The sequence below is a fragment of the Algoriphagus pacificus genome (assembly GCF_017254845.1).
Classification (GTDB): domain Bacteria; phylum Bacteroidota; class Bacteroidia; order Cytophagales; family Cyclobacteriaceae; genus Algoriphagus; species Algoriphagus pacificus.
The window spans coordinates 29785-52206 of record NZ_JAFKCU010000002.1; the positions used below are offsets into that span (position 1 = coordinate 29785).

Annotated in this window: 20 protein-coding genes; 4 read left to right on the plus strand and 16 right to left on the minus strand. The window is 35.5% G+C overall.

The window, feature by feature from the left end; all coding sequences use genetic code 11:
• Positions 1–38 precede the first annotated feature (38 nt).
• Positions 39–1286, minus strand: a complete 1248-nt coding sequence (locus tag J0A69_RS06970) for a DUF349 domain-containing protein (RefSeq protein ID WP_206585851.1) — start codon at positions 1284–1286, stop codon at positions 39–41.
• Positions 1287–1417: 131 nt separating this feature from the next.
• On the opposite strand from J0A69_RS06970, the gene ettA reads away from it, so the two are divergent.
• Together ettA and J0A69_RS06980 are read left to right on the plus strand one after the other, a co-directional pair.
• Positions 1418–3097, plus strand: coding sequence for an energy-dependent translational throttle protein EttA (gene ettA / locus J0A69_RS06975; protein WP_206585852.1), 1680 nt, complete (start codon positions 1418–1420; stop codon positions 3095–3097).
• A 440-nt stretch (positions 3098–3537) separates the two neighbouring features.
• Positions 3538–3945 (plus strand): hypothetical protein, encoded by a 408-nt coding sequence (locus tag J0A69_RS06980; protein ID WP_206585853.1) that lies wholly within the window; start codon positions 3538–3540, stop codon positions 3943–3945.
• Positions 3946–4437: 492 nt separating this feature from the next.
• Here J0A69_RS06980 and J0A69_RS06985 read toward each other — a convergent pair whose 3' ends face one another.
• The 4 genes from J0A69_RS06985 to J0A69_RS07000 form a co-directional block, all read right to left on the minus strand.
• On the minus strand, positions 4438–5151 hold the full coding sequence (locus J0A69_RS06985; RefSeq protein WP_206585854.1) for a hypothetical protein: 714 nt from the start codon (positions 5149–5151) through the stop codon (positions 4438–4440).
• Positions 5152–5389: 238 nt separating this feature from the next.
• The gene (locus J0A69_RS06990; protein ID WP_206585855.1) at positions 5390–6121 is read right to left on the minus strand and encodes a DUF6090 family protein; all 732 of its coding nucleotides are present in this window, start codon (positions 6119–6121) and stop codon (positions 5390–5392) included.
• A 191-nt stretch (positions 6122–6312) separates the two neighbouring features.
• On the minus strand, positions 6313–7479 hold the full coding sequence (locus J0A69_RS06995; RefSeq protein WP_206585856.1) for a hypothetical protein: 1167 nt from the start codon (positions 7477–7479) through the stop codon (positions 6313–6315).
• A gap of 621 nt (positions 7480–8100) precedes the next feature.
• Entirely contained in the window at positions 8101–8913 is an 813-nt protein-coding gene (locus J0A69_RS07000) for a DUF6090 family protein (protein ID WP_206585857.1), read from the minus strand.
• 464 nt (positions 8914–9377) lie between these two features.
• On the opposite strand from J0A69_RS07000, the gene J0A69_RS07005 reads away from it, so the two are divergent.
• Positions 9378–10019 carry a CPBP family glutamic-type intramembrane protease gene (locus J0A69_RS07005; protein ID WP_206585858.1) on the plus strand — a complete coding sequence of 214 codons (642 nt, stop codon included), beginning with the start codon at positions 9378–9380 and terminating at the stop codon, positions 10017–10019.
• A gap of 884 nt (positions 10020–10903) precedes the next feature.
• On the opposite strand, the gene J0A69_RS07010 is transcribed toward J0A69_RS07005, so the two are convergent.
• The 3 genes from J0A69_RS07010 to J0A69_RS07020 form a co-directional block, all read right to left on the minus strand.
• Positions 10904–11335 (minus strand): hypothetical protein, encoded by a 432-nt coding sequence (locus J0A69_RS07010; protein WP_206585859.1) that lies wholly within the window; start codon positions 11333–11335, stop codon positions 10904–10906.
• A gap of 1034 nt (positions 11336–12369) precedes the next feature.
• The gene (locus tag J0A69_RS07015) at positions 12370–13014 is read right to left on the minus strand and encodes a DUF6266 family protein (protein WP_206585860.1); all 645 of its coding nucleotides are present in this window, start codon (positions 13012–13014) and stop codon (positions 12370–12372) included.
• 460 nt (positions 13015–13474) lie between these two features.
• Positions 13475–13732 carry a hypothetical protein gene (locus J0A69_RS07020; RefSeq protein WP_206585861.1) on the minus strand — a complete coding sequence of 86 codons (258 nt, stop codon included), beginning with the start codon at positions 13730–13732 and terminating at the stop codon, positions 13475–13477.
• A 312-nt stretch (positions 13733–14044) separates the two neighbouring features.
• Between J0A69_RS07020 and J0A69_RS07025 the strand changes: the two genes are divergently transcribed.
• The gene (locus J0A69_RS07025; protein ID WP_206585862.1) at positions 14045–14455 is read left to right on the plus strand and encodes a helix-turn-helix transcriptional regulator; all 411 of its coding nucleotides are present in this window, start codon (positions 14045–14047) and stop codon (positions 14453–14455) included.
• Positions 14456–14618: 163 nt separating this feature from the next.
• Here J0A69_RS07025 and J0A69_RS22660 read toward each other — a convergent pair whose 3' ends face one another.
• From J0A69_RS22660 to J0A69_RS07060, 8 genes are all read right to left on the minus strand, one after another.
• Positions 14619–14750, minus strand: a complete 132-nt coding sequence (locus J0A69_RS22660) for a hypothetical protein (protein WP_262897715.1) — start codon at positions 14748–14750, stop codon at positions 14619–14621.
• Positions 14747–16753, minus strand: a complete 2007-nt coding sequence (locus tag J0A69_RS07030) for an AAA family ATPase (RefSeq protein WP_206585863.1) — start codon at positions 16751–16753, stop codon at positions 14747–14749. Before J0A69_RS07030 ends, J0A69_RS22660 begins: the two co-directional genes overlap by 4 nt.
• Positions 16731–17336, minus strand: coding sequence for a hypothetical protein (locus J0A69_RS07035; protein ID WP_206585864.1), 606 nt, complete (start codon positions 17334–17336; stop codon positions 16731–16733). Before J0A69_RS07035 ends, J0A69_RS07030 begins: the two co-directional genes overlap by 23 nt.
• Complete coding sequence (locus J0A69_RS07040; RefSeq protein WP_206585865.1) at positions 17323–18291, minus strand: restriction endonuclease; 969 nt, start codon at positions 18289–18291, stop codon at positions 17323–17325. Before J0A69_RS07040 ends, J0A69_RS07035 begins: the two co-directional genes overlap by 14 nt.
• 181 nt (positions 18292–18472) lie before the next feature.
• On the minus strand, positions 18473–19108 hold the full coding sequence (locus tag J0A69_RS07045; protein ID WP_206585866.1) for a hypothetical protein: 636 nt from the start codon (positions 19106–19108) through the stop codon (positions 18473–18475).
• A gap of 128 nt (positions 19109–19236) precedes the next feature.
• Positions 19237–20184: a hypothetical protein gene (locus J0A69_RS07050; RefSeq protein ID WP_206585867.1), complete on the minus strand. Its 948-nt coding sequence runs from the start codon at positions 20182–20184 to the stop codon at positions 19237–19239.
• Between the two features lie 87 nt (positions 20185–20271).
• Positions 20272–21030 carry a hypothetical protein gene (locus tag J0A69_RS07055; protein ID WP_206585868.1) on the minus strand — a complete coding sequence of 253 codons (759 nt, stop codon included), beginning with the start codon at positions 21028–21030 and terminating at the stop codon, positions 20272–20274.
• 136 nt (positions 21031–21166) lie between these two features.
• Positions 21167–21955, minus strand: coding sequence for a DUF2971 domain-containing protein (locus J0A69_RS07060; protein WP_206585869.1), 789 nt, complete (start codon positions 21953–21955; stop codon positions 21167–21169).
• Between the last annotated feature and the right edge of the window lie 467 nt (positions 21956–22422).

Here is a 22422-nt window from a genome sequence, read left to right on the forward strand (position 1 = left end):
AAATTATCTTTTTTTTTAAATATGTAATCAAGTACTCATTATTTAAAAGAAAGTTGCCTCAAAATATAATTTTTTACGTCAACTTTTCTTTTCAATCCAGCAAGTTTTTTCTTCATCATAATCTCAAAATCCTGAGTCTGAACGCGGAAATTTTCAGAATTACCTGTTACAGTTTCCAATTCAGTCTGATCCCGATGCAATAAATCTTTCATCAGGGCAATTTTGATCTGCTTTTGCTCTTCAACGGGCTTTTCATCAAAATCAGCATATTTCCCATGCACTAATTTTTCGAGGAAAGCTTTTTCAAAAACTATGTCCATAAAAAACTGATAAGATCTTGCCGTTAGATTCACCTCTTTAGGTTTTCTCATCGGTAATTTCTTCCATTCCTCCTGGATTTTTTTAGCCTGATTGATCAGTTCAAAAGTCGTAGGCTGGCTGGAAAGTCGCTTGATTTCCTCCGTCAATTGCTCCGCTTTACGGATGACTTCTCTCGGGTGCATGGTAGGCCCTGGATTGAGGGTCCTTTTGTATCGCGAGAAGATCCTGTTGTTCAGTTTAGAAAATTCATCCCAAAGTGGTTGACGCTTCTCAGCAGGAACTTTACCGGCAGCTTTCCATTCTTTTTGGATTTTTTTACTGATTTCAAAGGCTACTTTGGCATCTGGGAAATCATGGGCTTCTCTGGCTTGAACCACCAAAGCCTCATATATTTTGATGTTTTCTTCCGCCTGTAGCGCAAGACCTTCGTAATAATGTCTTCTATTTTCGAAGAAATGCTGCACCGCATCGTTGAATTTGGTTTCGATTTCTTCTTCTAAATCTTTTTCTACAGGACCAGTCTTGATCCATCGAAGTTTTAAATCTTTGAAAGCTTCTGTAGTTTCTCTCCAATCTGTATCATCTTTCAGTTCCTCTGCTTCCTGAATCAAAGCATTTTTAACTTCCAGATTTTTGGAGCGATTGGCCTGGATGATTTCGTTCAGATATTCTTCCTCTTTATTGAGATCTTCGATCAAAGGGATGAAATCTCCAAGCGCATCAGCATTCATGAGAGAATCCCTCAAGTGGATCAATTTCATCAGAAAAGAACCCTTATTTTGATTTTCCTGAATGTCTGTCTTAAGCTTTTCGACCTTTTCTTTAAGCTGTTCGAATCTAGCTTCAAAATAATTTAAAGTGGATGCCTCATCTTCCTTTACCTCACCAATCACCCGGTCATCCTGACCTAAAAATCCCTTTAAATAAACTTTGTTATCCTTAATATATCCATACGGATGCTCCATTGCTCTACAGTAGGTTAGGTGGTCGTTTCCAATTTTTGGCAAATTAATTAATTCAAAAGCACTTATCCTAAGAAAGGGGTTTTTTTGCCATCTTTACCAATTCAGTGAATTTGTAACGCAAAACTTACCGCATGAGTGCAGAAAAAATAATCTTTTCTATGGCCGGAGTGTCAAAAATTTATCCGCCACAGAAAAAAGTCTTGAAAGATATTTATCTCTCATTTTTTTATGGTGCCAAAATCGGGGTGCTTGGTTTGAATGGTTCCGGTAAATCATCCTTGCTGAAAATCATAGCAGGAATCGATAAAGAATTCCTCGGTGAGGTGGTTTGGTCTCCGGGTTACACCGTGGGAATGCTGGAACAAGAGCCTCAATTGGACCCTACCAAAACCGTCAAAGAAGTAGTGGAAGAAGCAGTGGCAGAGACTGTCGCTTTGCTGAAGGAATTTGAGGAGATCAATGAGAAATTCATGGATCCAGCCTTAATGGAAGATCCTGATGCCATGGATAAATTAATCGCGAAGCAAGGAGAGGTGCAGGAGAAGCTTGACGCGGCTAACGCTTGGGAACTAGACGTGATGCTGGACAAAGCCATGGATGCGCTTAGACTTCCTCCTAGTGATGCTAACGTGGCCAACCTTTCTGGTGGTGAAAAAAGAAGAGTGGCACTTTGCCGCTTGCTTTTGCAGGAACCGGATGTATTGCTTCTCGATGAACCGACCAACCACCTGGATGCTGAGTCCGTGCATTGGTTGGAGCAACATCTTCAGAATTACAAAGGAACTGTTATCGCAGTGACGCACGATAGATATTTCTTGGATAATGTGGCCGGATGGATTTTGGAACTGGATCGTGGAGAAGGGATTCCTTGGAAAGGAAATTATTCTTCTTGGTTGGATCAGAAGCAGAATCGATTGAAGCAAGAGGAAAAGACAGAGTCGAAGCGTCAGAAGACTTTGGAACGAGAGCTGGAATGGATCAGAATGACTCCGAAAGCCCGTCAGGCAAAAGGGAAAGCACGTTTGAGTGCCTATGATAAACTGGTCGGGGAGGAAGCAAAAGAGAAAGAAGCCAAGCTGGAATTGTTTATCCCGCCAGGGCCAAGATTGGGTGCCAAAGTGATTGAGGTTAATGGCGTTTCTAAAGCCTATGGTGATAAGCTATTGTTTGAAAACTTAACTTTTGCTTTACCACAAGGGGGAATCGTCGGAGTGATAGGACCAAACGGTGCGGGTAAATCAACTCTATTTAAACTAATCACAGGTCAGGAAAAACCAGATGCCGGTCATTTCGAGGTAGGAGAGACCGTTCAGCTAGCTTATGTGGATCAGGGACATGATATTTTGGATCCAAATAAGACGGTTTATCAGACAATTTCCGAAGGAAACGAACTGATGAAATTGGGTAATAAAGAAGTGAACGCAAGAGCTTATGTCTCCAAATTCAACTTCGGTGGGGGAGATCAGGAAAAGAAAGTGGGAGTACTTTCCGGTGGAGAGCGAAACCGAGTTCACTTGGCTTTGACTTTGAAAGAAGGCGGCAACTTGCTATTACTAGATGAGCCAACCAATGACTTGGATGTAAATACATTGAGAGCGCTGGAAGAAGCCTTGGAAAACTTCGGTGGCTGTGCTGTTGTAATTTCCCACGACAGATGGTTCCTGGATAGAATTTGTACTCATATCCTGGCATTCGAAGGAGATTCTCAGGTAGTTTGGTTTGAAGGTAACTTCTCCGACTACGAGGAAAACAAGAAGAAGCGATTGGGTGATGTGACTCCGAAGAGGATTCGATACAAAAATCTGAAATAACCTTTGAGGTTTTTAAAACCTCGAAGGTTTAATTTGAAAGTGAGAGTCGCAGTCGCAGTAGGCAGCTTGCCTACCTCAGGTAGGTCTCAGTGTTCAGTCAGCCTGAGCGGAGTCGAAGGCAATAATTCAATAGACTAAAATCAAAAGTCAGAAAGCTGAGAATAGTCGCAGTTGGCAGCTTGCCTACCTCAGGTAGGTCTCAGTGTTCAGTCAGCCTGAGCGGAGTCGAAGGCAATAATTCAATAGACTAAAATCAAAATTCAGAAAGCTGAAAATAGTCGCAGTTGGCAGTTTGCCTACCGGAGGAACGTTAGCAGTGTTTTAATTCTAAAGGCTGAATTCTGAAATCTAAATTTTATAAACCCCTGGAAGAATGTTCTTTCCGGGGTTTATTTTTTTTAACTTTTTAATAACTTATATTTAAGTTAATTTTTAGCCTTATGAGAATTTTACTGGTTTTTCTAAGTGTTGTTATTCTGGCATTTTCCCAAAAAGCAGAGCGTGATCCTCGTTTGGTAGGAAAGTGGACTATGCTGTATTCAAAGGATGCAAATGGGGAAATCGAAAAAAATGAGTTTTATGGAAAAAACTATGTGGAAACATATTCAAAAGATGGAAAGCTAATTTTTGATCCGCAATTTTTTATAGATGATCTAAAGCGAAGTGGAATATCAGAACCTTTAGACTATTCCTTGATTCCTAATTTTTATTGGAAGACGATTAACAATGAAACTTTAGAGATTATTACCAATGAAGGATCACGCCAAAACCGCTATGGCTTCTCGGGTGACACGCTAATTTTTGGTTATTCAGATGGACACACCAGGTATTTATTGAGAAAGAAATAAACTCAGCTCTTTGAGACCCGCTCTTCGGGACCTGTTAAATATTTATTAATTCCAGACCCCAGCGGGGTCAAAGATTTATAGCCCAGGGTTTTAACCCTGGGTAAAAATGAAATAGATTTCCCCAGCGCTGGCCCGAGATTTTCTTTAGTAGACTGAATCGTTTTGCCAGCAAGATGGAATCTAATCTAAGATTGAAAAAATTCTGAGGGACTCAGACATCCGGCTCTTCGGGACCTGTTAAATATCCCGCTCTTCGGGATTTGCAATCCCGAAGTTTGATCAAGAGTTTTGCAAACTTCCTGATTGAAACTATTAATGAAGGCATTATTATTTTTCTAAATACCCGGATTTTAAATCCTATGAATTGGGTTCAGGATTACAAATCCTGAACAGCAAGGAAATCTCTAATAAAATAATTTATCTGAAAAAATATAAGCCTCTGGAGTCGAGAAGATTTCGGAGGTTTTTTATGACCGAATGTTTGTAGTCACTTTATCCTAAGAACTCAATTATTGATTGAATGTAACCTTCATTATTCATTATTGTCATAAGAACAGGGATCATTAAAAACATGATAGCTAATACCAGCAGGGTCATTGGATGAACTTTTCTATAACGAATGATTTCATATACCAGCAGTGAAATCGGTATAATGAAAGAGCCTAAGAATTGAAATATTTCAGGTAGTCCAAAAGGTCTAATAAAACGGTCGAAAGCTGGAGTTACAAGTAGAAAGCTGGCTCCAAATATTGCTCGTTTATGAGCTCCCGGTTTTAATCTCTTCCAGTATGCTATCAGGATAAGAATTGAGCTGAAAATTGTAATAAAAAGATTTCCTATGACAAAACCACCGGAGTTTTCGTAGGTCCGTATTTCCCCAAAATAAGTTGGGTTGCCAGTTACTACCTCGTTAGAAATGTTTAGCACCACATTCAGGTTACCAATTGCCATTAGAATTGCCAGCAGAAACCAATACAATCCAAATTTCCTATGGTTTACCAAGTCGCCTTTTGCAATTAGTAGGTTCTGAGAAAAATATCCAGAAAACCAAAATAGCATAAGCACTCCGTGGATAATTAAATAAATAGGCAATGATGTTTCTCTAAATATAGGCCGAAGTAAGAAAGTAGGTATAAACCCTATGATTGTAATTAATAAAAATGCAATACTCCAGAAAAAGAAAAAAGTAAAGTTTAGTTTTTTCATAGTAACTGAGTTATCAGGTAATGAATGCCAACTAATTTATCAACCCAATTATCTATTCCCTATTACTTAACTATCCATTCTGCCCACTTGGGTTAGTTGATGTATAACCCAAAATAAGGATTTTAGGGATTCCGTCCTTCCAATTCATAGAAAAGTTCGGGAGAGATGAGATTCCAACAAGGTATTAATTTGCGTAAGCTCAGCGGTTTGCTGCGTTCTTCGGGATCTAAACTGCAGGTTAATTCTGTTTCAATTCTGATAACAGTTTTTCAATGCTAAGTCTTATTTTATTGTTTTGGTCGGACCGGAAATTATAAGTCCGTAAAATAGAAAGCGCTCTATTATTGAACAATCTGTATTGTTCCGATTTGAAATCAAATAGCCAGTCATTCAGGCTTTGGGATTCATCGGATGGGAGATCGCTAAATGAAAGTATATCTACAGCATTTTCAAATTCAAGATCACTCAAAACATATTTTTGTACCACTTCCTCTCTGTTTTTTTCATAAAAATCCTGCGTGGCTTTATATTCCAAAATGGCATTTTTGATCTCTTGGTTAAATAGCTCCAGGTTGCCCGTGTTAATAATATCATCGATGGTATAGGCAATACTTTGGTAGAAATCACCGTAGTAGTTCACCTTATCCATTTCTTGAATGACTACAGTAAATTCCTTATCCGGATTTTTGAAATAGGAGAGGTAGCCATTGATGTCTTTCTGCATTTTCTGACATAAGGTATCTAACTGATTTATCCTCATCAAATCGTCGTTAAGCTCAGTAATTAAGGTCTCTTCGTAGTTTTTAGCTTTGCGATTTTGTTTTAATCTTTCATTCGCATTGTTGATCTGAAGTGCTATTAAGATACCAATGACAACGAGTATTATTTCTCCAAGAGCATATTTCAGGTACTTTCCAGTCTGACCTTCTAAAAGTAAGTTTTGTCTAATTTTCCTAAAGAATTTTATCATTGGTTAACGGTTTGTCTGATTAAAACATGATTCCCAAAAACGCGTGAGGTTATTTTTAAGTAATTGAAAATCAAATATATATTCTAAATAATCGATTATAAACTAGTTGCCTTTCCGGAATCTCGATTCTCCAAACTGAGTTAAAAAAATAAAAGCATCGAGGTATTTAAAACCTCAAAGGTTTGCTTCATTCAGACCTTCTTATAAACTATCAATCCAATAAAAACCAAAACCACCAAAACGCCAATCATAATTGCTGTTCTCCAATAAAGAGTGTCAATCATTCCTTCCATTCTGTCAAAGGTCTTATCTAGACTATGATTTGTCAAAGTGGTCAAGTCCTCAAACGTAGCTTCCCGCTGGAGATTCAATTGTTTGGTAAATTCTTCCAATACAATTGCTCGTTCATTTTTGATTTCATCCAAGATAATTTCCCGCTCGATTCGCAATGCCCGAATGACGGCCAATCTTTCCTTACTGATATCCTTAAAGGCTTCCAAACGCTGTTTTTCGATTAATTCCGGGCTTGATTCCAGAACCAAGATGGATCTTTCCAATAAATTGGAGAGGGAATCGAAACGACTGGTTAAAGCTGGAGAGTTCATTGCCTGATTGATCAAATATTCGGTTTCCCAGCGAACTTGTTTTGGCAAGACTTCCATGTAGGAACTGATCTGAGAACGCATTTCATCCAAACTTTGGGACATGTCTGAGGCCAAAGCTTTAAATGTCACTTTTTCTACATTTTGGATTTTGGCCATCAAGGGGATGGTTGATTGGCGGACAAAATAGGAGCTGGTGAGCGGATGCTCTTCGGCAAAATCTGTCACGATTTTAGTCCCCTCTGAAATATCATTATCAGGGACCAAATTTCGGCCAATTTCAAGCAAGTCCTTCCAAAGTAAGTCCAGAGTATTCAAGGCAATTTGCTGATGGTCACCAAATAAATCCTTACCGGCACCTGTATCAAAATATAATTTCATTTGGTAAGTAAAGACAGCCATATCAATGTATCCTAGAAAAGCATCTGAACTATATATAGCCTCACTTGCTATGGGGATGGCGTTTATTTTCCAGGTTAAAGCTTCTTGATCGATGGATGAATCAGGAGATTGTTGAATTATACTGTCTGCAGACTCGGTTATGGATCTTGCGAACTTATAAAAGAAATCATTCATCGTCTCCCGCAACTCAAGCGGAGAGATTTCTATGTTTCCACCACCTGGACCAACTGATATTTGTTTCTTTTTCTGAGCGAAAGCCTCTGTGGCAAATATTAGAAGAAAGAAAAGTGCCCAATAAATCGAAGGAGATTGATTAAAAAAAGTAGAATTCCTATTGTAATGTGGAGGTATCATGGCCTTGCCTTAAAATAGTTTGATAGTTTATCTGGACTTAAAAGGAACCCTTGCTTTCAGCTTGATAGAATAGGTATTATTGAATTTAATATGTCAAAAGATTAGAGTAGGATCACTTTCACTTCAAGTTTTTAAAACTCGAAGCCCAAACAAATTTCTAGAATTTCCTAAAACATTTCTTTTAATCCAATTCCAAGGAATTAAAATCCTAGAGCCTATGAGATGGATATTTATTCTTATGAATCAGTTTTGTTGGGAATAGTTAAGGTTTTGAATATCTTAACTAATAACTAGATAGTATGAAGGCTTTAAAACTTATTTCAAAGATTGCAGGGATACTTTGGATGGTGTTTTTCGGGATTTCCGCGTTTTTCACCCTGAAAAATCAAACCTTTGATTTTTCAAGTTTTTATGGCTTTGGCTATTTCCTTGGAATGCTGCTAGCATTGTTGGTCATAATATCAATTGGATTCTTTTTATTCAAATGGGGTTCAAAAAAGCTAGGAGTGTAAGGTTTTTGGAGAAATAAAAAAAATCGTTTTACGATTGTAAAACTATAAAAACCAAAAAACCAGGAATCCAACCTTTTGTACTAATTTGACAAAGAAGTTCTTTTGTTTTTTATTCAGATTTATTTTTTAGCTCTGTTCGAATTATTCCTAAAATCTGTTCTATTTTTTCTTTCAGTCCGATAGATTGAATGTTTGCATTTCTACAATAGGCATTAGACCAAAGTAAATAATTGGAAATAGTGATATCGTTTAAGTATTTTCTATATTCTGATTCACTATTTTCTCCAGTAATTTTAAAATCATCAGTTGTTTTATTGTCAGAAAGCCTATAAACATTCATCAATTCATCTTCTGAACTATTTCCTCTCATCTTTCTTTGATTAAAGTTTTGCCGGCAATATTCATAGTAATAGGTAGTGTTATGGGTGACTAAAAGTTGCTCTTCCTCAACGACTTTTTGAACTGTGTTTTTCCAATTGGATAAATGTATTTTTAGTTCTGGATTTTGTATTAAGTATAATTTGCCTGAATTCAAGATTTCTTGTATTACGCCATCAGGTCCATCGAAAGTTGGATTTTTAAAAGTCCTTGTAATATGAAGTCTTATGGTATCTAAAGGCACACCCTCTATTCCATTATCGATGTATGAAAAGAGTTCATTAATTGATGACAGAATTGCAAACCGCATTTCTATTTTTTCATTTACTTCTTTTAAATTTTCCTCATATTCATTTTCAAGTTGAGATAATAAAGCAACTTCTTGCTTTGAATTGTTTTTGTCTATATTCCAATTGTTTACTTGAACAGCCAATAGGATTCCAACCATTACAAGAACAATTTCCCCAATTGCATATTTAAAATACTTGCCAGTCTTACCATCTGAAAGTAAGTTTTGCCTAATTTTTCTAAAGAATTTTATCATTGAATATTGGTTGGTGTAATAATTCGCAACGTTTATATAAGCCACGTGCAATTAGCGTATTGATTTACTATCTAATTGGATTATAGTGGATTAGTTGTTATTGAATTCAAATTAGGGATTTTGGGAGTTCCCTCCCTATCCTGTCGCAAAAGTTTTTGGATTTAAAATCTCCTTCATATTGATGAAAATTCCCTTTGAAAGATTGGTGGGATGCTCAATTAGTTCTAAGTGTTCAGGGAGTTGTGTCCAGTTTGCAGTGGTAAAATCAGGTCATTTCGAAGGAGGTAAGACTTAGAAATTTCTTTGAATATGCACAAAGGCTGAAAAATGTAAGCCTCCGGAGTCGAACAGACCTCGGAGGTTTTTTATGATTCCTGAAACTTAAATTTTTAATTCTATACAGTAAATAAAACTTTGAATTTTTAATTTAAGTCTTAGTTTTAGGAAATCTTTTTTCTTTCGGCATGAAAATCTTTTACAAACTACTGGACTTTTTAAAGAATCCTGAAAAAGCACCTGCTTACCAACCAATGAAGTTTTCGGAATTTTTTGGACTCTTAATTCTAGCGATTATAGTAGTAGTTCCATACGCTTATATTTTAGAATTCATGGGAATGGATCAATTTGAAAATGGACTGGGAGATTTGTTAAAAGAAAATAAATGGATTATTGCCATTTTCGGAATAGTGCTTGCCCCTCTTATCGAAGAACCTATTTTCAGGCTTCATTTGGATTTAAAAATTACCTCCATTTGGTATAGTTTGGGCCTTTCTCTATTATTTGCGATGGCTATATGGTTCCCAATTATTTTTATAGGGTACATGATCTTTTTACTTATCAGAGTAAGTAGTGATAATCCCCCACCACTAAAATTTGTAGTATATTTTTCGGCTGCATTTTTTGGCCTAGTTCACATTACCAATTTCAAGGATTTTGATTACGGCCAGTATTTCTATTATATACCTTTTTTAGTTGCAATTCAGTTTTGGATAGGATTAGTATTGAGTTATATCAGACTTAATCATGGTATGAAATGGGCCATCTTATTCCATGGGGTCTACAATACGATCTTTATTTTACCAGCGATTTACTTTTATGAGCCGTAAAAAAAAATGGAGTTTATTTTTCATCACTTTGAATCAAAATTCATTTCTAAATTTTGATTACTCTGATTTCAATTCAACTACACTGACCCAATAGGAAGAAGATAAGCACAAATACCAAGATGGTTCCAAGGCATCCGCCGCCTAATTTGTAAGCGCCATAGCCTGCGATAAGTGTTTTAAAGAAATTGTTCATGGTGTGGTGTTGAGTATTAAATGATAGATACAAATACACCATTTCACAAGTTGTGCCAAGCCATTTCCCATTTGTAAGCCGTTTAAAACAGCAAATACTGACTTTCATGTTTTACAATGAGTAAAGAATATCTCAAGTTGAGAAGCTTATTAATTCCCAGTTTGAGATCTTTATTCTCGAAGTAGGATCAGAAGATTTGTACTCTAAAAAAATCAAGAACAGAGGATTTTAACTTTGTCACTTTTTGGCGGCCAAAAAGTAACCAAAAAGCCCTGAGCCTCGATTTTTTCTTTCCTCTGAAAACATTATTTATTCATTTTAAACAGAAAGACAGCGGAGTTTTGTACTGCATTTCACACCTAAAAATGACTGGATCTCACCTGCCCAACTTGCTGTCCCACGCCTAAAATCTTCCACTGGAAGATTTATTAACGTCGTGTACCCTCGCGAGCTAAGTCATTTTCTTAACGGTGTTCTATTCAGTCCAAAACCGAAAATATCGAAAGGCTCACAGCTCCGAATGACAGCCTCTGGGAACTCTCAATGCTCGGGGTTACTTGATTTGACTAGATGAAGTCTCGAAGTGTTTCCAGAAGATTTGTTTTCTTAAAAATCATGTTCTTTTTCCAAATATCCCGGATTAAAAATCCTACGATCACAGTTCAGGATTACAAATCTTAAACAGAAGGGGCTATTTTTCTAGAAGCTCGTTTGATTCGCTTCGGATGGTATTATTGTTCTTCATAAAATCCAGTTGGTAAAAGACCTCGGTTTTTACATTACCATTTTCTGTTTTTGCCGGTGTCCAAGGGTTTGGGTTCTTCTTTATCAGGTTATACGCATACTCATCATAACCTTGACCAATCCCTCTCCAGATTTTTGGGTTTTGAATTATCCCATTTTCATCGACTATGAATACCAGAGTCACCTTAGTGTCTTTTTTTGAATTGTAAGGAGCTTTCTTACCCAGTTTTTCATTATTTTCTTTCAGCCAAGAAGTGAATTCTTCACTTGGTTCTGGTTTGTAGATTAAATCAGAACTTAGATAATTGTAGACCTTATCTGATTGCGCATGTATGCTAATCGAGATGCTTAGGAATGCGAAAAGGAAAAAGATTTTCATGTAAAATTTATTGATCTATATGACTGTTGAACTGACTAAAAAACAATAGCAATCTCGTTGGATTACCAGCAAAATAAAAGCTTCTTAGATAAATTAATTTTTAATTTTTGAGGTCTAGAAATGATCTTTTCTAATATCCGGATTTTCGAGTCTAAATTATAATCGTGGATAAAATTGCGAAGCTTGATCGAATGATTTGTAATCTTAAAAATCCTGAACAGGGGATTTTAACTTTGTCACTTTTTGGCGGCCAAAAAGTAACCAAAAAGCCCTGAGCCTCGATATTTTCTTTCCGCTGAATACATTTTTTTTCATTTTAAACAGAAAGACAGCGGAATTTTGTATTTCATTTCACACCTAAAAATGACTGGATCTCACCTGCCCAACTTGCTGTCCCACGCCTAAAATCTTCCACTGGAAGATTTATTAACGTCGTGTACCTTCGCGAGCTAAGTCATTTTCTTAACGGTGTTCTATTCAGTACAAAACCGAAAATCCCGAAAGGCTCACAGCTCCGGATTACAGCCTCCGACTGAGACTGCTCACTGCGACTGCTTACTTCCAACTTCCTCCATCATTTCGGCCTTCTCACCTTCCTCCGGTAGACAGGCTTTAGCTTTCTGACTTTAGCTTTCTGACTTATTACTTACCTTCTAAAACCCTTTAGGAAAGTAAGCTTCCGACTGCGACTGTTCACTGAGACTGCCAACTTTCAACTTCCTCCATCATTTCGGCCTTCTCACCTTCCTCCGGCAGGCAGACTTTCAGCTTTCAGACTTTAGCTTTCAGACTTATTACTTACCTTTTAACACCCTTTGGAAAGTAAGCCTCCGACTGCGACTGTTCACTGAGACTGCCAACTTCCAACTTCCTCCATCATTTCGGCCTTCTCACCTTCCTCCGGTAGGCAGACTTTCAGCTTTCAGACTTTAGCTTTCAGACTTATTACTTACCTTCTCACACCCTTTGGAAAGTAAGCTTCCGACTGCGACTGTTCACTGAGACTGCCAACTACCAATTTTATCTTCCTTTCTTTAAACCCTTCCCAAGTACATAGAATCAGATATCACAACTTTTTTGTTATTCAGAGATCTATGAAAAACCAAGTAAACTTCCCATTCCATTTCCGACTTTTCCCCTTCAAGTGCAGCCAAAGCTTGTAAGTCTCTTCTTCTTCCAGCTTCCTTGATCCAGACATGCTTTTGTGATTCAGGCTGGTTTAAAAGAATCATCACAGAATCGCCTTCATTGGCATTTCCTTCTGCTGAGTTGTATTTCCATGAAATTGTAATTCCATCTGCGTTACGTACTGCCAAAGGGGCTTCAGCTCCCAAAAGAATCCCCTTGCTGATTTGTAAATAAGCAGGATTGATTCGTGGATTAGCTGTATGGTTATACCCTTTGGTGGATACATTGGTATGAGCCCAATTCACTCCGGTCTTTTGATCTAAAAAGTTTTGGTAACCAAAATCTAGAACTCTGGAAAGTGGTCGAAGATAGGCATTCACTTCAGCCATTCGGTTTTGATATACTTTTTGAAGAGGAGTGGGGTTGGTTCCGTTTTTATGGGGAGCCCGGGGCAAACTTCTCATAATGATTTTGCCATTGAGTTTGTAAAAAGTAAAACCTCCCACTTTTCCTTGAGGCTGAATTACACTGGAATCTGAAAGAGTAGCCATACTTATTCTAGTTTAAATTTGAACTATAAACAAAGTAATAATAAATCTTTAGATACCAAATAATTAAGTATCTACTAGTCATTCTTTTAACAGTCTTTTTATAAGGTAAAAGCAATTTTTATTTGTATAAAATTTACTTAAACCCTGTATAAACCTTGGATAAACCCTATAGATTAAAGGCATTTCATCAATATTCTCCCCTTGGAAAAGTTTGGGATAGAGGGAGGGTGATATTGGCGGAGGTAAATAGAATATATTTTATCCTGGTTTCTGTTATGAAGCCCGCTCTTCGAGACCCGATAAATATCGCGGTTGTAATCTCGAAGTTCGATCAGAAGATTTGTAATCTTAAAAATCGTGTCTTTTTCAATAAATCCCGGATTAAAAATCCTAGGAACTAAGTTCAGGATTGCAAATCCTGAACAGCGGATTAATAGAATATATTTTATCCTGGCTTATGTTATGAAGTCTCTTGAATACTGCTTTGGGCTAATTGGCTTGATGGGGTATTAGATTGATCGAGCAATTGTTGTTTGGAAATATGAGCCGCTAAAAGTTCAAAGAAGTATTGCCTATTGCTTACATCTAGATGCGTTTTATCTAACTGTGAAAGTTCGAGCATCCAGCATTGGTACATTTCCCAGAGGTACATACTGATGTCTTGATCTGAGTAGTATTCGAATAGGGCATTTTCGGAATGGTCAAATGAAAGTGTCATCTTGAATAAGCTTTGATGTATCTCAAATTATTTGATTTTAATAGGCTAAAGTATTCTTAGGAAGGATGTTTTAGAAGGTGAATTTGAATAAAGTATCACCTCTCCTAAAGTGATTTTCAAATTTGGTGTGGATGTTTGGGATCAGCTCTTGAGTTATATATGAATCAGCCATTTTACCCATCATACCGACATATTTTGTCTGAATATTTTCATCATTCCTGCTATATCCTTGCTCCATTCCCAGAAATGGAATAATTTAGTTAAAGGACTTAGCAGAGAATTTCCTATTTTTCCCATAACACTTAGCAGACTATGAACGAGAAGATCCACCACGGCAGAAATATCAAGCGATTCAGGGAAATGATGGGCATCAAACAGGAGGCCTTGGCTTTTGAGCTAGGGGAGGACTGGTCCCAGAAGAAAATCAGCCTGCTGGAACAAAAAGAAGAAGTGGAGGATGAGTTACTTCGACAAGTGGCTAAGATTTTAAAAGTGCCTGCTGAGGCAGTTAAAAATTTTTCAGAGGATGTGGCGATGCATATTTTCAACAATTCATTTGAAAGCCACGATAACTCTACTTTAAATGCAATTAATAATTATTGTTCTTTCAATCCTTTAGACAAGCTTGTTGAGGCTTTAGAAGAAAACAAAAAGCTCTATGAGCGCCTCTTGGAATCGGAGCGGGAGAAGGTGGAGATTATGAAAAGGATGTTGGAGAAATAAGGGAATTTCTTTTGACTTCGATTTTTTTTGTTTGTTATAAAACTCCAAATTCTATAGGGTAATAAAGCTTACTTGCCCTCGATCACTTTAAATTTCTACGCTTAATTAATTGATTTGACTGTAGCAAAATATGGTTTCTTTAATTATCTATAACGGTTCTCAGCTATATGCAGGCAGGGATTCTAACCACTGAACAACTTAGAAAGAACTGACCTTTAAGTATAGCTCTTTCCTGTCCTACGAAGCACGAAACCCCTGCTTGCGTATAGGTGATGTTGGTGGCTGGTTTTCTCATTTCGTTATTCGTTTTAAAAGATAGTCAGTCTTGTTTTTCATTTCATAAATTATATGTTTTTCAAACTTTTTTCTGTCGCTTTCAAGTTCACTATAAGTAGTCAATATGACCTGTGCATCATCTGATGAAATGTTTTCAATAACACTTACACAGTCAATAAGTGAATCGTTGTCCAAATTCTGTTGTTTAGGTTCGTCAAGGATTAAAACATTTGGAAAGTTTATCGAGTCTAAATTTTTGAATTTTATTGAAGTTTGAAGAAGTGATAAATAATAGCTCAATATGATTCTGATGTTATCGCTTGAACTTGAAATATTATAAATATCATAGTTGTCAAGATATGGAGTGTAATTGTCATTACCATCTACTTTAATACTTCTAATTAAAGTCTGATTTCCTTTGAATAAACCTAGGCTTGTAACATTAGACTGTACATGATTTGTGATTGAATTTATGATAGCTTCATCATTACTTGTTTGCTTATACTGCGATACTTCTTCGTTTAGTTTTTCTAATTCTATATTTGATATAGTGATGTCTCGTCTTAATGGTTTTAGGTCTTCCCATCTTTGGGCAATTCTCGAATACTTCTCCATTTCTTTATGGGTGGAATCAGCATCTAAAATTCTTTTTCTTAATTCTGCAAATTCCTTGCCTGCAAAAGTTTTGGTTTGATGCTCAAGTTGACTTTCATACTCCTTAATCTTGTCGCTTATCACATTTCTTTGTTCAAGAATTTTTCTTCTGTCTAAAATTCTCTGTTTTATTACTTTTTTAAAGGTGTTTTCTTCATCTTCTAGAAAGGCCAAATTTTGTTCAGGACTAGAAATTTTTTTCGATAATTCAGAATGACACAAAATACATTCATCGTCTTGTTTCGTTTGCAATTTGGCTTCACAAACAGGGCAGGTTTTAATGTTTAAATCAGTAGAAAGCTCCTTAATTTTCTTAAGCTGCTTGTTCTTATATTTGTTAGCACTAATTCTGTCTATATAGCTTTCATATCCTGATATTTCGATTGATATTTTCTCAACTTTTTCGGAAGCTTTTCTATATTGATAGTCTAATGTTTTTAAACTGTCTCTTAATTTTTCATTGCTTTCTTCGTACTCCTTATTTTGACTAGAAAGCTGATTGATGAATTCAGATTCAGCATTATATTTTCCCTGTAAATATTTTATGTAATCATAAATGCTTGTCTTTCCAATTGAGTTTGTATTTACAATTGGGATGTCTTCAGATTTTTCTGCATTTGCGATTATTAAAAGGTTTTCTTCCTTTTGATATAATTCATCTTTAAACTTTTTAATTCTCGTTTCAAGTTCCCTTACCTTAATTACAGTTAGATGTAGATTAAATCTGTCAAGTCCAAAAACATATTCAAAGGCAACTTTCTTAACATCCTTAATATTGTATCTGGTAACTTGTCTTGCTTGAATTTGTGACCAACCGGCTCGCTGTTCTACAAAGAACAAAGGCAAAATATTCTCAAAATAGAGTTTAGAAAGTTTATTATCATAAGTTGGTAATTCAACCTGTTTCAATCCAATAAAATTGAATAGAAAATTTTGGAATCCGTTTTCTGAAAACACACCTTCACCCGATACGATTAGCTTGGTAACTTCTTCTGTCTTGAAAAACTCATCAGCGGAACAATATTTAACAGCTGCAAGGTGAAGTTCATCACCTTTGATGTAGCGAAATATTGTTACTGGTTCCTTTCCATTTGAAATTTCAAGAAGTAAATATGAAGTCCTGATATTTTTTCCATCGATTGAGTTGTAGAATTCAGGTTTGAATGGATTTTGAATTGTCTTAAAAATACCTAGTCCCTTTTCAGCTCCTAAGCCGTATATAATACCTGTGATGATACTTGTTTTTCCAACTGAATTCGGGCCATAGATGATATTCAATCCATTTTTAAATGGAATAGTCGCCCCATACTTCATATCATCTTGGGTGATGATAGTATATGTTAATTTATTTATTATCAGTTTCGACATTCTGCTTCCAATATGAGTTTGGGATGACTTCTGTAATTATGTTTATGGCTCTATCCTCTACAAGACGACTTCCGAATAGATCCAAGAAATTAATTTCGTTAGGAAATACATCCTTTATTTTTTCATAAAATGCTTTACCTGTTTCTGTAATTTGAATTCTAACATTTTTTTCATTTTTATCGGCCTTGTATGTAATTAAGTCTCGAACGTATAGATATAAAAACATATCATTAAATCTAATATCCCATGGAACGCTTTTGTATTGAACAATATTGAAATCAATTTCAACCTGTGATTTAGTTTTGAACTGATTTAGTTTGTTGAGCACATTCTTTTGGCCATTGAAGTATTCAACAATAAATTTTGCTTGAAATGCTTCATTGCGTAGCAAAAAGTCAAAACAAGCTATCACATTTTTGCTCAATCCATATTTATTATTAAGCATGCCGAGAATAATGAGGATTCTTGTTGATCTAAATTGAATTCTGTCTTCAGGCTGTACATAGGTTGGTCTATCCAAATTTATATTTGGTTTAAGACCTTTTTCGGCAATTGACTTTACTAAATGATTAAACTGTTCCATTTTTTCTCCAATCTAATGGGCATTGAGCTGCCAATTCAAATACAACACCTTGTAATAATTTTTCCTTGTCACCTTTAAGTTCAAAATCTTTATAGAAAGTCAATATCTCTTTTTCTGCTTCGTTAAAAAAATCGTGAAAGAACCTATGTGGTGTGTATGTAGTATCAATATTGAAATTATTAGTTAATCTGTCTGCCTTTAGTCTTAGATTACTTTCCCAATTTAATATGTTTGTCCTAAGGCTTGGGTTTAAATCATTTAAGCTATCAACATAAACCTTATAATTAGCTCTTATTCTATGATATCTAATTCTGTGTTCATCATCTTCGCTTAAAATGGAATTCAATTTTTCATCTAGTGTTGTTTTTAGACTTGGGGTTTCATCAGGGGCTATGTCTGTGTCTTGAATTGAAATTATATCAGCAAATCGTAATGCTTCCTTTTTTTGTATCAGATTATTTATAATGGCTTTGATTCTCTTTATTTCAGTTTCCCTGTCAAATGGTATTTCGTAAGTGGGTTTGTCAAAAACCTTCTTGTAAACTTCTGTATCAAGTGCGAATAATTTTTCAATCTCTTTGTCGGGAGTCCAAAAATCAACAGGATATTTGAATTGTCTTATAACTTTAGATTGAATGTTATGGTCGATATTGCTTAAATCTCTGAGAGGTGAAAGAGCTATAAAGGCTGTTGGATTATGGCTAGATGCTTCTAGTTGGAGTTGTTTATTAAAAATGTCCGCCCAATCTAGTTTAGCTGTTGTGTAGTACTTACACTCAATAAAAAACTCTCTTTCTTGCTCGTCATCATCTAAAAATAGAACACTAATGTCAAAACCATTTTGGTCTCCGGAATCTTGTTTACGAACTTGTAAAATAAGAAAGCCCATTTCTTCAAATATGTTTTTGAAGAATGGTTTAACTAGTTTTTCAAAGTCACTTCCTGTTATTGCCATTTATTTTACGGTATGTTATTTGGTGTTCTGCTGTCTTTTACACTTTCCACCAACGCTCAGCGCATGATCCGCAGCGCTTTATGAGCAGTATTCTATTTTTTATCTGATCAATCTTAAGAGCACATTTCTATGGTCTAACGCTTTAACCGCTGGGGATTATGCACATTGTTGTTGGCCGTGTTTATCTGTAGTTAATACCAAATTCTTTTTCCAACAATTGAATAATTTCGCTGTATTGTCTTACTTCACTGACATTAGGATATTTTTCTGCATATATCCATGGTTCATGGAATGAATAATTCTCAATCCTTCCATCCTCTTTTACATCTAGATCATAACCTGAACCATCTGATACATGAATGACTTCATATCCTTTACCTATTACTGTAGTAACCTCTTTTCTTAATTTATCTTTGATTTCTTCCTGATTTGGAAGGTACATTATACCTAAGTCTTTTGAATCTTTCCAAAAGTCTTCCCAGCCAGAATTAGGTTTCAAATTAGCTATATCATAATTCTCAATTTTTGTGGTTACTTCTTCATTCTTATTCAGCTTCAATAAGTAATCATATCTTGATGCTACCCAGGAGTTTTTTTTCTTTCTTATCCACAAGACCGACCCGCCATTTGTAAATCCTCTACCTAAAAATATTCTTAAGTCTATGTCATTATCACTGGTCTTCAATTTTGGGAGATTAAGCTGTTTTTCAAGTTTCCTGTTAGTGACAAATTCCACTTCATCATCATTCTTCTGTGCAAATGCTGAAAATAGGGTGGCTATAATTAGTACATTAAACAATGATATCATCTTCTTCATGGCCAGCAACGGGCTCTGGTATGAAACGTAGTGCATTTCGTAGCTGCGTACTCGGCCACCGAGATAAAGCTTATTAAGAAACCGAAACTTTCGGAAACTACTGTCCGCCCTATGTTTTATATCCAATGTTAAGCAATGTTTTTTCTTATTTTATACGTGATTCCTTGTCCTGGTAGAATAGCTCGCACTTTTTCATAAACTCGTTTACCATTATGATCTGTTCTGACTTTTAATGGACTCGAAAAAGAAGGTGTAACTTCAATCTTGTAGTCCGTTGGATAATTGAATTCAATATCAAGTCCTAAAAGAGGGTATTTGGAATTATGATTATCTAAAACTTCCCACTTTTGATATCTATTCTCAATAATGAGTGAGATGTTGACATGGCTATCTGGCTCAATAGGAAAATTATATTCCTTATCAGATTTTTCTGAAAACCCGTCTTCATCATTCACATCGTGAATTAGAGATGAACCGTTTGAACACTTGAAACCAACAATTTTTATTTCAGTGTCGTTATCAGGCATAAAATTCAAGGTCATCGATTCTTGTGTTTTCTTACGAGTCTGATTGAATAATTCATAACTAATAGTCTGTGTGATTAGCAATCCTTGATCTCCTTCCTTAATGTCATAAACCCATTTTGCATTTTTTCTAATTGATTCTCGATTAATTATATCAGTTTTTATCAGATCAAAGATTTCAGGATCAACTAGTTTTTTAAAGATTTCATCGAATAGATTCTTGTTTATTCCTTCTTGAAGCTTTAAAATTCTATCTTGAAAAAGTAGATTTTCTTCATCTTCTATTTTTTTTAGAATAAATACTGAAATGAACAATGAAATCGAAAGTGTGTAACCTGCATTTACCAAAAATCTAACTATGTGATAAGTCCATGAATACGAGTAGTACTCAATTGATTTCGACTCAGACTCAGTTATTACCGTTTGTTTATTTAAAACAGGAGTCATCTGATTAGATGAGTAGTCAGCTATTCCTGTGAGTATTACTAATAGGATTACTATCCACAAGTAGTGTCTTTTCAGAAACTTTATATTGTTATTGGATTCGTTCATTGTTCGTTTTAAATTTTGCCTAACGGTTTGGCTATGCGCAGTGTCCCGAAGGGCATTGCGTATAGGTTTTTTTGTGCATAGTGTTTTTTATTCTGGTTCCTTTTCTTGTATTGATTTAAAGATGTACATCAAGAATCGGTCAAGGTATTGTCTAATTGATAGAACATGGTTTATTGTTAGTTGCACTTCATGGTCTGCGCTAAAAATTGGAGAGTTAATCAGAGCGAAATGCTTGCGTTCATCTGGCGTATTGTCTCTGTTTTCAATCAGTTTCTGTTGGTTTCTGTCGGATAATTTTCCGTCAGAGTGAAGTAGAGTATGGCGTATTATCCTCAATTCAGAATATCTCATAAACGCTTCAGAGAATTCAGTATTTAAATCATTCGGTTTTTGAAGGTTCAAGTTTTCACCATCAGTTAGAAAATTTAGAAGGTTATCGTTAGTCCAAGCATTTCTAACCTTTTTATCTAATTCAGGATCTGACAATGTAGAATCGACAACAGTAAGGAAGTGACGATACAAATCTTCAAGGACTGCATCAACTATTGAAACAGAAACGATTATATAGTTCCTAAAAACAACTTCCTGCACGGTAGTCATGTAAACCCTTGTCAAGTCTTCATTGCTGTACTGAACATCAATTTCATTGTCAAGTCTCAGTTGAGGTGGAATATTTGCTGTAGTAGATAATCCGTTTGTTGTCTCGAGCGTCCTATATCTGTCAGCAGCTACATGACAAGCATTTATTAGAAGCGCATTATCGCTATAGTTACTTACTATCTTAGCAAGTCCTAAACTGACAATTTCTATCCCTTTAGCTTTTTCTTGTTCGGTCATTTTTTTCATTATGCACAACGGTTTGCATATGGCTTGTGGCGGTTTAGAAGCACTTTTCTGTCCACCGAAACTAAACTTGGCTACGGAGTAAAACCTTGCTGGCAGACATTCACCCGCCATAAGCTATATGCTTTGTTAGGCATTGTTATTTTTCCGCATTATACTTTAATATTTCGTCTTTCAGTCCAAGGTCGTATTCGTAAGTTTCCAAAGTTATTGGGTTTATGTCCAATCTGTGAAAGTTCGGTAAATGTCCTTTGTCACAAAAAAGTTTTACCGTTTCCATAATCTCATTTGGGTCAGATTTTATTCCGAACACTACTTTTTTTATTTCATTAATATTAAGGACAACATCAATATTTTTTCCATCATTTACTTCATTGAATTTTTTAGAGTCAAAACCTTCTTTATGAATTACTAATCGAATTTCTTGTTCATATTCCCAAACATCAGATTTGTACGTCGCTAGGTAAAGAGGCAAATCATCACTTTCCATATTTCTAGAATCTCTTTCCTTTCTTAAGGAACTGCAATAAGTGATTTCGATTGGTACTGGGTCTCCTCCTGCATAATTTTTTTGAGTTAGTTCAGGAAATTCAATTTCAAAACACGCACCTTTATGAGAATTTCCATAATGTGACCACATTAATTTAGATGTTTTGTCAATATAAGATTTCGAAAAGCAAGTAATGTAGATTTTACTACTGAGCCTTATAAATGCTTCATTTGCAATAGCTTTTACAACATCAGTATTCGATTTATCTTCTCTTACAATTTTAGACCATTCTGTAGGCACTAAATATGGATTAGCTTCATAAGGGTCGTTAAATTGGTCTCCTCTTGTGAATCTTAATTTTTCGTGTTCAATTATTAAATTCAATGTTTCAATAGAACAAAATTTATATGCTGATCCTTTAAAAAATGGAATTCTCATTGGTTGATTTTAATAATGCCTAACACTTGTATAAGCGCAATTATGTATATATCCTTTAAAGACTTTAATTCTATTTTGACTTTAAATATTTGTTTATCAGTGTTTTAACATTAAATCTAGACGACAAATGACAACAAGCGTTTGTTGTCGTATCAATAGAGTTTATTGAAAAATGAAGTCTTTCAGATCTGATAACTAAACAAAACTTTAAGAACGGCATCAAAATCTTTAGATCCTATACCCAGTACAGGGTATTTTCTGTCTTCTCTTTCTTTTTCTGCGAGAGTTTTAACCAAAAAATTCTTTTCCAGCTATTGGAGTCTTGGGATATCGTGTATAAGATACCGAAACTTGATCTGGAGATTTATAATCATAAAAACTTTGTCCTTTCCCAAATATCTCGAATTAAAAATCCTACGGTCACGGTTCAGGATTGCATCCACGATAATAATCGGGACCTGAACAGC

What these genes read in the sequence shown, in the direction of transcription:
- J0A69_RS07020 (WP_206585861.1), bottom strand. Translation starts at nt 13,732, where the DNA reads ATGACACTTTCATTTGACCATTCCGAAAATGCCCTATTCGAATACTAC.
- J0A69_RS07005 (WP_206585858.1), top strand. Translation starts at nt 9,378, where the DNA reads ATGAAAATCTTTTACAAACTACTGGACTTTTTAAAGAATCCTGAAAAA.
- J0A69_RS06985 (WP_206585854.1), bottom strand. Translation starts at nt 5,151, where the DNA reads ATGAAAAAACTAAACTTTACTTTTTTCTTTTTCTGGAGTATTGCATTT.
- J0A69_RS07045 (WP_206585866.1), bottom strand. Translation starts at nt 19,108, where the DNA reads ATGAAGAAGATGATATCATTGTTTAATGTACTAATTATAGCCACCCTA.
- ettA (WP_206585852.1), top strand. Translation starts at nt 1,418, where the DNA reads ATGAGTGCAGAAAAAATAATCTTTTCTATGGCCGGAGTGTCAAAAATT.
- J0A69_RS07040 (WP_206585865.1), bottom strand. Translation starts at nt 18,291, where the DNA reads ATGGCAATAACAGGAAGTGACTTTGAAAAACTAGTTAAACCATTCTTC.
- J0A69_RS07015 (WP_206585860.1), bottom strand. Translation starts at nt 13,014, where the DNA reads ATGGCTACTCTTTCAGATTCCAGTGTAATTCAGCCTCAAGGAAAAGTG.
- J0A69_RS06970 (WP_206585851.1), bottom strand. Translation starts at nt 1,286, where the DNA reads ATGGAGCATCCGTATGGATATATTAAGGATAACAAAGTTTATTTAAAG.
- J0A69_RS22660 (WP_262897715.1), bottom strand. Translation starts at nt 14,750, where the DNA reads ATGAGAAAACCAGCCACCAACATCACCTATACGCAAGCAGGGGTTTCG.
- J0A69_RS06980 (WP_206585853.1), top strand. Translation starts at nt 3,538, where the DNA reads ATGAGAATTTTACTGGTTTTTCTAAGTGTTGTTATTCTGGCATTTTCC.
- J0A69_RS07060 (WP_206585869.1), bottom strand. Translation starts at nt 21,955, where the DNA reads ATGAGAATTCCATTTTTTAAAGGATCAGCATATAAATTTTGTTCTATT.
- J0A69_RS07050 (WP_206585867.1), bottom strand. Translation starts at nt 20,184, where the DNA reads ATGAACGAATCCAATAACAATATAAAGTTTCTGAAAAGACACTACTTG.
- J0A69_RS06995 (WP_206585856.1), bottom strand. Translation starts at nt 7,479, where the DNA reads ATGATACCTCCACATTACAATAGGAATTCTACTTTTTTTAATCAATCT.
- J0A69_RS06990 (WP_206585855.1), bottom strand. Translation starts at nt 6,121, where the DNA reads ATGATAAAATTCTTTAGGAAAATTAGACAAAACTTACTTTTAGAAGGT.
- J0A69_RS07055 (WP_206585868.1), bottom strand. Translation starts at nt 21,030, where the DNA reads ATGAAAAAAATGACCGAACAAGAAAAAGCTAAAGGGATAGAAATTGTC.
- J0A69_RS07010 (WP_206585859.1), bottom strand. Translation starts at nt 11,335, where the DNA reads ATGAAAATCTTTTTCCTTTTCGCATTCCTAAGCATCTCGATTAGCATA.
- J0A69_RS07025 (WP_206585862.1), top strand. Translation starts at nt 14,045, where the DNA reads ATGAACGAGAAGATCCACCACGGCAGAAATATCAAGCGATTCAGGGAA.
- J0A69_RS07035 (WP_206585864.1), bottom strand. Translation starts at nt 17,336, where the DNA reads ATGGAACAGTTTAATCATTTAGTAAAGTCAATTGCCGAAAAAGGTCTT.
- J0A69_RS07030 (WP_206585863.1), bottom strand. Translation starts at nt 16,753, where the DNA reads ATGTCGAAACTGATAATAAATAAATTAACATATACTATCATCACCCAA.
- J0A69_RS07000 (WP_206585857.1), bottom strand. Translation starts at nt 8,913, where the DNA reads ATGATAAAATTCTTTAGAAAAATTAGGCAAAACTTACTTTCAGATGGT.